This is a genomic window from Ideonella sp. FW305-24 (assembly GCF_058788035.1).
The window spans coordinates 91,328-103,659 of sequence record NZ_JBYTAI010000006.1; the positions used below are offsets into that span (position 1 = coordinate 91,328).

A 12,332-nucleotide genomic window follows, 5' to 3' on the forward strand; every position below is an offset into this window, starting at 1 on the left:
TTCAGGACATGCCGATGAACCTGTCCACCCCCACCGTCGCAACCCCTCAAGCTGCGCTGCCCGCTTCCCTGCGCTGGGTGCTGGCCAGCCTCGCGCTGGGCATGCTGCTGCCCTCGCTGGGCACCAGCATCGCCAGCGTCGCGCTGCCCACGCTCGCCGAGGCCTTCCACGCGGCGTTCCAGCAGGTGCAGTGGGTCGTGCTGGCCTACCTGCTGGCCAGCACCACGCTGCTGGTCAGCGTGGGCCGGCTGGGCGACCTGCTGGGCCGGCGCCGGCTGCTGATGGCCGGCATCGCGCTGTTTACCGTGGCCTCGGGCCTGTGCGGCCTGGCGCAAGGCCTGGGGCAGCTGCTGGCCGCGCGCGCCGCGCAAGGGCTGGGTGCGGCGGTGATGCTGGCGCTGACGATGGCCCTCGTCGGCGAAGCCGTGCCCAAGTCGCGCACCGGCGCGGCGATGGGGCTGCTGGGCACGATGTCCGCCGTGGGCACCGCGCTGGGCCCGTCGCTGGGCGGCGTGCTGATCGCACACTTCGGTTGGCAGGCCATCTTCTTCGTCAACCTGCCGCTGGGCGCACTGGCGCTGTGGCTGGTGCAGCGCCACCTGCCGGCGGACCGGCCGGCCACGAACCGCCCGGGTTTTGACCACGCTGGCACGCTGCTGCTGGCACTCACATTGGCCGCCTATGCGCTGGCGATGACGCTGGGCCGCGGCCATTTCGGCGCGCTGAACCTGGCGCTGCTGCTGGCCGCTGCACTCGGCGCTGCACTGTTCGTCGCGGCCGAGCGCCGTGCCGCGTCGCCGCTGATCCGCCTCGCGAAGTTCCGCGAGCCGGCGCTGCGTGCCAGCCTGGCGATGAGTGCGCTGGTGTCGACCGTGATGATGACGACCTTTGTCGTCGGCCCGTTCTACCTGACCCGCAGCATGCACCTGGGCGCCGCCCTGGTCGGCCTGGTGCTGGCAGCCGGCCCGGTCGTCTCCGCTTTCACCGGCGTGCCGGCCGGCCGCAGCGTGGACCGCTTCGGCGCTGCGCGCATGTGCAGTGTCGGCCTGGCTGCGATGGTGGCCGGCTGCCTCGCGCTGTGCCTGGCGCCGGCTGCCTTCGGCGTGGCCGGCTACGTCGCGCCGCTGGCCTTGCTCACCGTCGGCTACGCGCTGTTCCAGGCCGCCAACAACACCGCCGTCATGGCCCAGGTCGCCGCCGACCAGCGCGGCGTGATTTCCGGCCTGCTGAACCTGGCGCGCAACCTGGGCCTGATCACCGGCGCTTCTCTGATGGGCGCGGTGTTCGCGTGGGCCGCGGGCGCGGAGGACCTGGGCACGGCCACGCCCGACGCCGTGGCGCATGGCATGCGGGTCACGTTCGCGGTCGCCGCCGGGCTGGTGGCCGCAGGGCTGGCGCTGTCGCTGCGCAGGCAGGCCAGCGCCTGATCCGTCAGCCCAGCCCGAACATCAGCGAGCGGTGCGCCGCCACGCCGGCCATCGCGCCGTCGCCCACGGCCAGCGGCAGCGAACCGGTGGGCCGCGCGAGGTCGCCGCAGGCGAACACGCCGGGCACCGAAGTGGCCTTCATCTCGTCGGTCTTCACGAAGCGGCCCATCGGGCCTTCGGCCATCTCACAGCCGAGCTGCGCGGCCAGCGGCGAAGGGTGCGTGCGCGTGGCAATGAACAGGCCGTCCAGCGCGAAGCTGCGGCCGTCCCGCATCACCACCGTCAGCCGCTCGCCGGCCAGGCGGGCCACCGGCCCGCGCACCAGGTCCACGCGGCGCGCCTGCAGCTGTGCCAGCTGCTCGGCCGTGGGCTCGAAGCTGTCGTTCAGGAACAGGCAGGTGGCGCCCCAATCCGGCAGCATCAGCGCCTGGTGCAGCGACAGCTCGGAGACGGCCAGCACGCCCACCGCCCCCTCGTGCAGCTCGTAGCCGTGGCAATACGGGCAGTGGAAGACCTGCAGGCCCCAGCGCTCGGCGAGACCGGGCAAAGCTGGCAGTTCGTCGCGCACGCCCGCCGCGAGGATCAGCCGGCGCGCGCGGCGCGGGGCGCCGTGGCGCAGCGCCACCTCGAAGCCTTCGGGCAGGGTGCGCACCGCGCTCACCTCGGTGTTGAGCCAGTCCACCGTGGTGTAGTCCATCAGCTGCGCGCGGCCTTCGGCGGCGATGTCCGCCGGCGGCACGCCGTCCTGCGTCAGGAAGCCGTGCGCGTGCGGTGCAAAGCGGTTGCGACGCTCGCCGGCGTCGACCACCAGCACCGAGCGCCGCGCGCGGGCCAGTGGCAGCCCGGCAGACAGGCCGGCATAGCTGCCGCCAATGATGATCACGTCGCAGTCCATGTGCGCCTTCCGGGCCATGAGGCCAAGTCACGATACTTTTAATGTTACTTGATGATGCGCAGCAAGTGATGCGTGAGGGCTTGGCGGAAAGAAGACCGGGGCGGCGGCCCGGCCGCTCACACCGTCTCAGGCCTTGCGGCGGGCGCGGGCCGGCGCTGCGGGCGTGGCCTTGGCCGCGTGCTCGCCGTGCGGCGCGGGTTGGCCGCGGCACAGCGTGTCGAACTCGCCGGCCAGGTCGGCCAGCGTCACCGCGCCCAGGCGCTCGACGAGCAGCGCCTCCGCCTGCTGCAGCGCGCCGGCCACCGCGCCATTGACCACCCGCTCCACCGCGCAACTGGGGTTGGCGTGGTCCGCGCCGATGGCGAACAGCCTGGGGCCACCCACCGCGTTGTGCACGTCCAGCAGCGTGATGTCCTTCAGGTTCGCCGCCAGCATCCAGCCGCCCTGGTGGCCCTTCTCCGAGCGGACGAAACCGGCCTGGCGCAGGCCGGCCAGTGTGCGCCGCACGACAGCCGCGTTGGTGCCCAGCATCTGCGCGATGCGCTCCGAGGTCATCGGCTGGTCGTCCCGCGCCATGTGCAGCAGCACGTGCAGCATGCGCGACAGGCGGCTGTCGGTCCTCAAGGCGCGCGCTCCATGCCTTTGGCCGCGAGGATCGCATCCGTGCCGGGCGACTGCAGCGCCGCGAGCAAGGCCCTGACGGCCTCGCTGTGCGCAGCGCTGGCCGCAGCGGCCGGCGGCAGTGCCGCGGCATACACCGTGTAGTTCTGGATCTCGGCCGGCAGCGGGCCGACCAGCACTGCTTCGGGCACCGCCAGGATCTCGCTGATCTGGTGGATCGCCACATCGGCCGAGCCGTCCACCAGCTTGGCCGCCACCAGCCCGCCATTGACCAGCACCGCCTTGGCCCGCACCTGCGGTGCCACGGCCAGCCGCTGGAACAGCTGGTCCAGGTAGATGCCGCTGGAGCCGCCCGAAGCCGGGTCGATGTAGGCCACGTGCCGGGCCGACAGCAGCAGCTGGCGGAAGGCCTCGACCGTGCCGATGTCCGGCAGCGGCGCGCCGCGTGGCACCGCCACGCCAATGGCCACGCGCGCGACCGGCGTGGGCTGTTCGCTGGCGAGTTTGCCGGCTGCCTGCAGCGGCTGCATCGACGCCGGGCTGGAGAACAGCAGGTCAAACGCCTCGCCCGCCAACACCCGCTTCTGCAGCGCGCCCGCGGTGTCGTTCTCGATCTTCAGCGTGTGGCCGGTCTGCTGTTCGAAGCCCGGCTTCAGCGCCAGCAGCACGGGCTTGAAGGCGCCGGCCGACAGGATCTTCAGCTCTGCCGCATGGGCTGCGGAGGCACAGGCCGCCGCGGCAACAAGGAAGGCGATCACGGCACGCGGGTTCATTCAGGCTCCTGTGGGGTCATCGCCTTCTAGCAGGCGGTGGCCAGCAGTGTAGGCAGGCCGCCGGCCCGTGCGCTGCGTTTGCCCGAACCCGGCGGCTCAGTGCAGCTGTGCAGTGATTGGCGGCAGGCGGTGCCAGTCCTGGCGCAGCTGCACGAACTCGGCCAGCGTGCGGGGCTTGGAGACCAGGTAGCCCTGGATCTGCTCGCAGCCGGCCTGGCTCACCGCAGCCAGTTGCTGGGCCGATTCGACGCCTTCGCAGACGGTGCTCATGCCCAGCGCGGTGGCCATCTGGGCGATGGTGCGCACGATGATGCGGGCGTCCTCGCGCAGCAGCACCTCGTTGACAAAGGCGCGGTCGATCTTCAGCGTGTCGAACGGGAAGCGGCGCAGATAGGCCAGCGAGGAGTAGCCGGTGCCGAAGTCGTCCAGCGCGATCTGCACCCCCAGCGCATGCAGCGCGTGCAGCTGGCTCAGCGCGCCCTGGGCGTTGTCGATGAACACCGATTCGGTGATCTCCAGCTCCAGCATGGTGGCCGGCAGCGCGCAGCTTGCCAACACCTCGCGCACACAGTCCACGAAGCGCTCTTCCTTGAGCTGCAGCGCCGAGACATTGACCGACACCCGCAGCCCCGCCAGCGGCCCGGCCGCGGCCCGGCAGGCCTCGCGCAGGCCCCACTGGCCCAGCGCGCCGATCAGCCCACATTGCTCGGCCACCGGAATGAACTCCAGCGGCGAGATCGGGCCCAGCGTCGGATGCTGCCAGCGCATCAGGGCTTCGGCGCCGACGATCTGCCAGTCCCGGATGTGCACCTTGGGCTGCCAGTGCAGCGCCAGCTCGCCCTGGGCAATGGCATGGCGCAGCCCGTGTTCGATGGCCAGGCGGCGCCGGCTGCGCTCGCCCAGCGCGTCGGAATAGACGGTGTGGCGGCCGCGGCCGGCGGCCTTGGCGTCGTAGAGCGCCGTGTCGGCCTGCACCAGCAGTTCGTCCACGCCGGCCACCGAGCCATCCAGCAGCGCCACGCCCACGCTCGCGCCCACCTGCTGGTGCCGCTCCTGCAGGTCGAAGGGCCTGGCCAGCGCCTTGATCAGCCGCTCGGCCAGGGCGCCCGCATCCGGGCCCGGTTCGGCGTGGCCCATCAGCACCGCGAATTCGTCGCCGCCCAGCCGGGCGATCAGGTCGCCGGGGCGCAGGCAGGCGCGCAGCCGCTCGGCCACCAGCTTCAGCAATTCGTCACCCGCGCTGTGGCCCAGGCTGTCGTTGACGGCCTTGAAGCGGTCCAGGTCAATGCTCAGCAAGGCGCCGCGGCGGCCCTCGCGCAACTGCTCGGACAAGGCCTGGCGCAGCGTGAGCCGGTTGGCCAGGCCGGTCAGCGAGTCGGTGCTGGCCAGCTCGCGCAGGCGGCGCTCGCCCTCCACCGAGTCGGTGGCGTCGGCCATCACACCGCGCCAGCCCTGCAGCCGGCCTTCTTCGTCCAGCAGGCACTTGCCGTTGAGCCTGAGGTGGCGCGGCCCGCTGGGACAGTCGAGCGTGAGCTGCAGGTCGCGAAACGGCCGGCCGGCGTCGAGGGCCCGCTGGAGCGCCACGGCTGCTGCCGGGCTGCGCCGGGCGATCAGGCTGACCAGCGGCTGCGCACGGAACTCGGTCTCGGCCGTCTCCAGCAGTTCTGCCAGGCGCGACGACGGATGGCTGATGCAGCCATCGCGCCCGAACTCCCACAGGGCCTCGCCGGCATGCTGCTCGAAGTCCTGCAGCAACACCGCCAGCAGCCGCTCGCGCTGCACTGCCTGGGCCTCGGCATGGAACTGTGCCGTGCCCTTGTGCCAGCTGAACAGCGCGCCCAGCACCACGGTCGGCGTGTACAGCATCAGCAGCACCGCCACGCCGGCATACAGCGGATCACCCGCCAGCCACAGGGCCGAGGTCGAGGCGAACATGTAGATCGCGGCGTAGGCCATGCAGGCCCAGGGCAGGCTGGCCAGCACGAAGGTGCCGGCGCCCAGCATGCCGGTGACCAGCGTGGCCAGCGCGAGCTGCTGCGCCGTGCTGGCGGATGGGAACCAGATCAGCATGAACGCCCAGGCGCCCGACAGCAAGGCCGCCTGCAGGGTGGCATGGTGCAGCGCCCGCCGCGACGCCCGTTCCAGCACCTGGCCCCGCATGCGCCACCACCGGAAGGTGGCCAGCCCCGACATTGCCAGGATGACCAGCCACCACAGCCACATGCCAGGCGGGATGGCGCCACGGAAGACCCACAGCACCACCGACGCACTGCCCACGTTGGCCACCATCGTGAACGGCGTGAGCCGCACCACCGCATTGAGCTGCGCACCGCGCAGGCGCGCCGCTTCGGCGCCAGCGGCGCCATACAGCGCGGCCATGCCGTCGCGCACGCTGCGGGGGGTGAAGGGGCGGGGGCTGGTCATGGCACGGGTGCCGGAGTGTGGGTGCAACGCGGCAGGCTGCGGATGCCACCAGCACCCCGGTCAGGTCGCTCAGCCAATTCCATCACGACATCGTGGGATGAGACCCCGGGGTTGACCCCTTTCGAGGGGACGCCGCCCGCCAGGATCCACCAGGTTGATTCGAATCCAGCGCGGGCATGCCGGGTGAGACGCCGTTACTGAAGATATCTACCAGCGCTGGATCGACGACGAACCCTTGAACCCATTGCCGGCTCGTAGAAAGGGGCCGGCCTGCCACCTTGCCGCTGGGCCGGCGCATCGAAATCGAGGTCGTCGATCCAGCCCACGCTCATCATGGTCCGGCCTTCAAGCAGTCCAAGGGTTAATGACCGCCACGCCCGCTGCCTCGAAGGGACGGGTGTCACGGGTGGCGACCGCCAAGTTGTTGGCCGCGGCGATGGCTGCGATGTACCCGTCTGCGCTGGCAATGGCCAGCCCCGCCGCGCGCGCCTTGGCCATCAGCGCCGCGTAGGCCTGGGTGCAAGCCAGATCGAAGGGCAGCACGCGGCCAGCGAAGAGCGGCAACACTCGTGTCTCCAGGTTTCCCTGCAGGCCGGTGCGGCGCTTGCCTGCGGGCAGGAGCGCCAACCCGGCGCGCAACTCGGCGACCGTGATGGCGGACAGAAACAGGGTGTCCAGCGACTGGGCGTTGATCCACTCGATCACGCGGGCCTCGGGTGCCGGGCGCATGGGCTCCGACACCACGTTGGTGTCCAGCAGGATCATTCGAAGCTCGGCGGATTGGCCGGCGCCTTGTTGCGCACCTGATCGAAGACTGCAAATTCTTCGTCGGTCAGCTTCGCCTGCCGACCAATGTCAACGAGCAGGGAGCCCAACTTGACCCGGCCTTCCGGGCTGACGGCGGACTCCAGGATCTCGCGCACCTCGGCTTCCATGCTGTTGCCGTGCAGAGAGGCGCGCGCGCGCAGCGCGCGATGCAGTTCGTCGGAGATGTTGCGGACGGTCAGCATCGCCATAAAAGACCTTTCAGGAGAGCAAGGGGACGCATGCATCCTATCAAAATGCATGCACATCCGCCTCCCCTCAAGCCGAGACCTCGCTGCGGCTGACACATTTGAAGGTCCACATCCGCCCGCTTGTTTTTCAATCGCCGGGACACTTTGTAAAGAACTGTTATGGTTCCTGCGCCCAACTTTGGGTGAAATCAAACTTCTCAGACGCCCATGTCCGTTCTTTCATTTGCCCGCCGAGCCGCGATTCCATTGTTGGTCAGTCTGGTTGCTGCCGGCTGCGCCACGCCGCCGCCGCCAATTACCGCAGCCAAGCTTCCAACCGAAGTGGCAAGCGGCCACGGCATCGTATTGGTGAAGATCACGAATTTGCAACGTGTCAGTTTCACAAACGCAAAGTGGACGGTGATGCGAATCAAAAACATCACCACGGGCAAAGCTCTGACCCTTGTCGATCAAGCCTCGTCAGGCACCCAATACTCGATCTTCACCGGCGCAATACCCGCGGGCACATACAAGTTCGATGGCTTGGCTGCGGATGGTGCCAACGTCACCAACTTCGGCTGGCTGGCCGGCGCTGTCATCAATGCCATGTCGTCTGACGATCGGCAAGGCAGCGAAGCAGATACTTTCACGGTTGGCGCAGGAGAGCTCACCAATCTTGGCGTGATCCTCTCGTCTTCTGGCGACAAGCCAGTCAACGCCGTGATCGCAGATCAAACTGCGCTCGCCACGACCATTGCCGACCTCGATTCCGACTCTCAGCGGCGTTTGAACGCCATGCCGAGCCGCAGTTGGGACCGTGCCTCCAGCGAAGCCGAACGCAAGTCTGCGGAATCGCTGGTGCGCACAAAGAGCACCCGAATTGCGTTGGACTTCCCGCAAGACGGGCGGGTCTTCCTGGGGACGCCATTGGGCTTGGTGCACGAACGAGGCCAAGACGGTCGCTGGACCACCTCGTCCACCGGTAGCGCGGACAACATCACGGCCGTTCGCCTGCTGTCGGATGGCCGCTTGTTCGCAGCGACAGACAGCGCGAGGTACTACATCCGAGACAAGGAGGGGCATTGGACACCGGACGCGTTGCCAAGCGGAGCCCAAATCACAGCCGTAGAGCCTGTTGGAGAGCATGGCTTGGCAGTGCTGGCTCAGAAGTTTCGCGGCGGCGTGTCGCCAGTGGTCTTTGCCGCCGCGGCCGAGCAACAGATCCTGCTCACCGATGAAGCTTCGCAGCTGCGCACCGCGCGGGCAGTTTCGGCAACGCCAGCCCCCGTGGGTGGGGACACAGCGCCAGCGTTCTTTTTCGACGGAAATGCGCTGCTTGCGTGGGTCAACCACGCAGGCATCTCGCGCACCGCGGATTTGTATGTCATCGACCCGGCAACGCTGGCAATCCGCAAAGAGGAACTTGATTTCTGGGGGCGGGCAATCTACCGCACATCCGGGAACATGTTGGTCCGAGAGCGAATGAATGGCCTGAGCGTCTATGCAGACTTCTCCAATGACAACGGTAAATCTTGGCGACGCGGCGAACATTCTGCAGGCGCCGTCACGAGGTTTGTGGATGCGCAGTCCGGCTACAGCATCGAAAACGTGAGCACAGGTTGGAGTTCCGTCGCCATGGCGCTCTCACGCACTACCGATGGCGGCAAGTCCTGGATCAAGACTGGCAAGCCTTTTGAAGTCACCTTGCCACTGAGCATCAATTTTTCGGCAGGCAGGGTCTTTGTGTATACAGGCTCTCGACTTCAATCCACCAACGACGAAGGAAACACATGGCAAGTGGAGTGGCCGCGACCACAATGACCTGGCGGCGACACAGCTGAATGAACGTCGAAACGGGTTTGCCGGTGCATGTACGGGCGGCTAAGGCGATTTCCATCAAGCTGCCCGCAGGCAATCCACAATCTTCAGCCGCGCTGCCCGCCAAGCCGGAATGAAGCCGCCGATGAAGCCCATGAAGAGAGCGAAGACCAGCGTCTGGATGGCGATGCCGGGGGTGAGGCGGAAGGTGAAAGCCAACTCGGCGAAGGTCTGGAAGTTCGTGGTGCTGATGTTGACGGTTTGCATCAGGCTGGCGCCGGCCAAGCCGAGGAGGCCGCCGACCAGGCTGAGCAGCAGGCTCTCGGCCAGGAAGGCGATGAGCACGGCACCGCGGCGGAAACCGAGTGCGCGCAGGGTGCCGATCTCGCCGGTGCGCTGGGCGACGGCAGCGAACATGGTGATCATGGCGCCGACGATGGCGCCGATGCTGAAGATGATGGACAGCGCCGTGCCGAGGATGGTGATGAACTTGACCAGGGCTTCGCTCTGCTCCTCGTAGAAGCGGATCTCTGGCTTGAGCTCGACGGTGACACGGGGGTCGCCAGTGAGCTGGGACTGCACATGGGCCAGGCCGCCGGCCGGGTCTGACAGGCGGAACAGCACGATGGAGAAGGCGTTGCGGCGGAAGGCCTGCATCATCAGTTCGGCATCGCCCCAGATCTCGCTGTCGAAGGCGGTGTGGGCGCCGTCCATCACGCCGACGATCTCCCAGTCGCGCCCACCAAAGCGCAGGCGCTGGCCGAGCTGCGTGCCTTCGAAGCCCGTGGCGACGGCCTTGCCGACGACGATCTCCGCCGTGCCGGGACGGAAGAAGCGGCCGGCCGTCAGCTTGACCTGCGGGCGCAGCGCGAGGCCAGTGGGCCCGGTGCCGCGCATGCTGACGTTGCTGGGCGTGCCGCTGCCGCGCTTGGGCAGCGAGTTGAGCACCACCATTTCCTTGCTGATCATGGGCAGGCCGTCCAGGCCGATGGCCAGGTCCGGCAGCGTGGCCAGCAGGTTGGCCTGGGCCCGGTCCACGCCGCTGTTGATCTCGGCACCGGCGCCGCGGCGCAGCGCAATGACGTTGTCCGGCCGGCCGGTGGCGACCAGCGTGGCGCGGATGCCTTCGCTCATCATCAGCACGGTGGCGAAGGTGTAGACGACCAGCGCCATGCCGCCGGCAGTGAGCAGCGTGGTCACGCGCCGCACCCACAGGTTCCGGGCAATGTAGCTCAGAGGTATCTGTTTCATTTGATCGCGACCGTGGAGGCGGCGGGCTCAGGCCGGCGCCGGGCCGCTCCCAAGCGGCCTGAGCACCCTCTCGGAGGGTGGACGCGGTACGCCGCGGCCGGGTGTGCCGTCACCCCACATGGCGCAGGCCCTGCACGATGTCGATCCGGCTCATGCGCCAGGCGGGCCAGGCGGCGGCGACCACGCCGACGATCAGTGCGGCGAGCATTTGCTGGCCCATGGTCAGCGCGGTGATCTCGAAGGCGGGCAGGAAGGAGCCGAGCACCTTGGCAATGGCATGCACCGCGGGGAAGGTGACGAGCACGCCCAGCAGGCCGCCGATCAGGCAGATGACCAGGCTTTCGCCGAACAGCAGCTTGACGACAAAACCGGGCGAGAAGCCCAGGGCCTTGAGCGTGGCGTATTCGGCCAGGCGCTCGCGGGCGGTCATGGTCATGGTGTTGGCCATCACCGCCATGATGATGACGACGATGATGTAGCTGACGGCCTGGATCGCGGCGAGGATGGTTTCGCTCATCGAGACGAAGCTGAGCTGGAAGGCGGCTTCGGTTTCGGTGAGGGTTTCGGCCAGCGAGTTCTTGAACTCGGCGTCGACCGCGCGGGCGATGAGCGCGGCGTTCTGCGGCTGGTCGATGCCGAGGATGAAGGCGCCTGTGTTGTCAGCCCGCAGCGGCGCGCGCTTGCGGATGAACTCGTTGATGGTCTCGTAGTGGAACAGCATCTGGCCTTCGTCGGTCTTCTTCTCGGCGCCGTCCCAGATGCCGCGCAGCGTGAAGGTCCAGGTGCCGGGGTAGATGGTGCCGCGCAGGGGAATCTGGTCGCCGATCTTCCAGCCGTAGGTCTCGGCCAGCTTGCGGCCGACGATGGCGCCCTGCCTGTCCTTCAGGAAGGCGATCTTCTCTTCTTCCTTGAGCACGTATTCGGGGTAGAGCTTCAGGTAGGTTTCGGCATGCACCGCGAACTGCGGGAAGAAGTTGCGCTCGCTCTGGTAGATGCCGCCGAACCAGTTGGCCCAGCTGATGGTCGTCACGCCGTCAATGGCCTTCATGCGCTGGGCGTAGCTGATGGGCAGCGAGAAGGTCAGCGAGATGGCGCTGCGCGAGACCAGCCGCGTGCTGGAGCTGGCCTCCACGCCGGCATACCAGGCGCCGATCAGCGTGCGCAGCAGGCCGAACGCGCTGACGGCGACGACCAGGCCGACGATGGTCAGCGCCGTTCGCAGCTTGTGGCGGAAGGCGTTGCGCAACAGGAGCTTGAGCAAGAACATTCAATGCGTCCCACGCGGCATGCCGACGCCCGGCAGGCGATGCGAAGACTCAACCCAGCGGCAGCCGCGGATCCGGCTTTGCCGGGCCGCTGGTTGCGCCCCCTTGAGGGGGAGCGCCGCAGGCGCTCGGGGGTGGGTCATTCAGTCACCTCATCGACCAGCACACCCTTTTCAAGGTGCACCATGCGCTGCGCACGCGCGGCGGCCTTCGGGTCGTGCGTGACCATCACGATGGTCTTGCCGAGGTCGCGCACCAGCGCGTCCATCAGCGCCAGCACTTCGCCGCCTGTCGTGCGGTCCAGGTCACCGGTGGGTTCGTCGGCGACGATCAGCGCCGGGTCGGTCACCAGCGCGCGGGCAATCGCCACGCGCTGCTGCTGGCCGCCGGAGAGTTCGTTGGGGTAGTGGTCGGCGCGGTCGGTCAGGCCGACCATGTCCAGCACCGCGTCCACCCGCTCGCCGCGCTCGCGGGCCGAGAGCGAGGTGAGCAGCAGCGGCAGCTCGACGTTCTCGAACGCGGTGAGCACCGGCAGCAGGTTGTAGAACTGGAAGATGAAGCCGACGTTGGCGGCGCGCCAGTCGGCCAGCTCGCCCTCGCTGAGGGTGGCGATGTCCACGCCACCAATTTCGATGGTGCCGCTGCTGGGCTGGTCGATGCCGGCGATCAGGTTCAGCAAGGTGCTCTTGCCCGAGCCCGAAGGGCCCATCAGCGCGACGAATTCGCCGGCCATCACGTCCAGGTGGATGTCCAGCAGCACCGGAATGGCCTGGCCGGCGCGCCGGTAGGCCTTGGACAGCGAGCGGATGCGGATCAGCGGCGCGGCGGCATGGCCTGCGTTGTCTGGTGACGGATCGCTCATG

The 12,332-nt window shown here is 68.3% G+C and carries 11 protein-coding genes; 2 read left to right on the forward strand and 9 right to left on the reverse strand.

Going from position 1 to position 12,332, the window contains the following annotated elements; all coding sequences use genetic code 11:
* Nucleotides 1-14 precede the first annotated feature (14 nt).
* Nucleotides 15-1,427 (forward strand): MFS transporter, encoded by a 1,413-nt coding sequence (locus tag AC3WR5_RS17590; protein WP_492485965.1) that lies wholly within the window; start codon nt 15-17, stop codon nt 1,425-1,427.
* Between the two features lie 4 nt (nt 1,428-1,431).
* Here AC3WR5_RS17590 and AC3WR5_RS17595 read toward each other — a convergent pair whose 3' ends face one another.
* The 6 genes from AC3WR5_RS17595 to AC3WR5_RS17620 form a co-directional block, all read right to left on the reverse strand.
* Nucleotides 1,432-2,322, reverse strand: a complete 891-nt coding sequence (locus AC3WR5_RS17595; protein ID WP_231010615.1) for an NAD(P)/FAD-dependent oxidoreductase — start codon at nt 2,320-2,322, stop codon at nt 1,432-1,434.
* A gap of 126 nt (nt 2,323-2,448) precedes the next feature.
* On the reverse strand, nt 2,449-2,946 hold the full coding sequence (locus tag AC3WR5_RS17600) for an Rrf2 family transcriptional regulator (RefSeq protein WP_231010614.1): 498 nt from the start codon (nt 2,944-2,946) through the stop codon (nt 2,449-2,451).
* A complete protein-coding gene (locus AC3WR5_RS17605) occupies nt 2,943-3,716 on the reverse strand; it encodes a molybdate ABC transporter substrate-binding protein (RefSeq protein ID WP_492485966.1) in 774 nt (257 codons plus the stop codon). The genes AC3WR5_RS17600 and AC3WR5_RS17605 overlap by 4 nt, the downstream gene beginning before the upstream one ends.
* A 96-nt stretch (nt 3,717-3,812) precedes the next feature.
* Nucleotides 3,813-6,140 (reverse strand): putative bifunctional diguanylate cyclase/phosphodiesterase, encoded by a 2,328-nt coding sequence (locus AC3WR5_RS17610; RefSeq protein ID WP_492485967.1) that lies wholly within the window; start codon nt 6,138-6,140, stop codon nt 3,813-3,815.
* A gap of 345 nt (nt 6,141-6,485) precedes the next feature.
* Nucleotides 6,486-6,905, reverse strand: a complete 420-nt coding sequence (locus tag AC3WR5_RS17615) for a type II toxin-antitoxin system VapC family toxin (RefSeq protein WP_141288239.1) — start codon at nt 6,903-6,905, stop codon at nt 6,486-6,488.
* The gene (locus AC3WR5_RS17620; RefSeq protein WP_492485968.1) at nt 6,902-7,156 is read right to left on the reverse strand and encodes a FitA-like ribbon-helix-helix domain-containing protein; all 255 of its coding nucleotides are present in this window, start codon (nt 7,154-7,156) and stop codon (nt 6,902-6,904) included. The genes AC3WR5_RS17615 and AC3WR5_RS17620 overlap by 4 nt, the downstream gene beginning before the upstream one ends.
* 207 nt (nt 7,157-7,363) lie before the next feature.
* On the opposite strand from AC3WR5_RS17620, the gene AC3WR5_RS17625 reads away from it, so the two are divergent.
* Nucleotides 7,364-8,956 (forward strand): beta propeller repeat protein, encoded by a 1,593-nt coding sequence (locus tag AC3WR5_RS17625; protein WP_492485969.1) that lies wholly within the window; start codon nt 7,364-7,366, stop codon nt 8,954-8,956.
* A gap of 75 nt (nt 8,957-9,031) precedes the next feature.
* On the opposite strand, the gene AC3WR5_RS17630 is transcribed toward AC3WR5_RS17625, so the two are convergent.
* From AC3WR5_RS17630 to AC3WR5_RS17640, 3 genes are all read right to left on the reverse strand, one after another.
* Entirely contained in the window at nt 9,032-10,204 is a 1,173-nt protein-coding gene (locus tag AC3WR5_RS17630) for an ABC transporter permease (protein WP_492485970.1), read from the reverse strand.
* A gap of 109 nt (nt 10,205-10,313) precedes the next feature.
* On the reverse strand, nt 10,314-11,471 hold the full coding sequence (locus AC3WR5_RS17635) for an ABC transporter permease (protein ID WP_141288235.1): 1,158 nt from the start codon (nt 11,469-11,471) through the stop codon (nt 10,314-10,316).
* 137 nt (nt 11,472-11,608) lie between these two features.
* Complete coding sequence (locus AC3WR5_RS17640; protein ID WP_492485971.1) at nt 11,609-12,331, reverse strand: ABC transporter ATP-binding protein; 723 nt, start codon at nt 12,329-12,331, stop codon at nt 11,609-11,611.
* Nucleotide 12,332 lies beyond the last annotated feature (1 nt).

Excerpts from the sequence above, each read along its gene's own strand:
- AC3WR5_RS17590 (WP_492485965.1), top strand. The coding sequence starts at position 15 with ATGAACCTGTCCACCCCCACCGTCGCAACCCCTCAAGCTGCGCTGCCC.
- AC3WR5_RS17595 (WP_231010615.1), bottom strand. The coding sequence starts at position 2,322 with ATGGACTGCGACGTGATCATCATTGGCGGCAGCTATGCCGGCCTGTCT.
- AC3WR5_RS17605 (WP_492485966.1), bottom strand. The coding sequence starts at position 3,716 with ATGAACCCGCGTGCCGTGATCGCCTTCCTTGTTGCCGCGGCGGCCTGT.
- AC3WR5_RS17610 (WP_492485967.1), bottom strand. The coding sequence starts at position 6,140 with ATGACCAGCCCCCGCCCCTTCACCCCCCGCAGCGTGCGCGACGGCATG.
- AC3WR5_RS17615 (WP_141288239.1), bottom strand. The coding sequence starts at position 6,905 with ATGATCCTGCTGGACACCAACGTGGTGTCGGAGCCCATGCGCCCGGCA.
- AC3WR5_RS17620 (WP_492485968.1), bottom strand. The coding sequence starts at position 7,156 with ATGGCGATGCTGACCGTCCGCAACATCTCCGACGAACTGCATCGCGCG.
- AC3WR5_RS17625 (WP_492485969.1), top strand. The coding sequence starts at position 7,364 with ATGTCCGTTCTTTCATTTGCCCGCCGAGCCGCGATTCCATTGTTGGTC.
- AC3WR5_RS17630 (WP_492485970.1), bottom strand. The coding sequence starts at position 10,204 with ATGAAACAGATACCTCTGAGCTACATTGCCCGGAACCTGTGGGTGCGG.
- AC3WR5_RS17635 (WP_141288235.1), bottom strand. The coding sequence starts at position 11,471 with ATGTTCTTGCTCAAGCTCCTGTTGCGCAACGCCTTCCGCCACAAGCTG.
- AC3WR5_RS17640 (WP_492485971.1), bottom strand. The coding sequence starts at position 12,331 with ATGAGCGATCCGTCACCAGACAACGCAGGCCATGCCGCCGCGCCGCTG.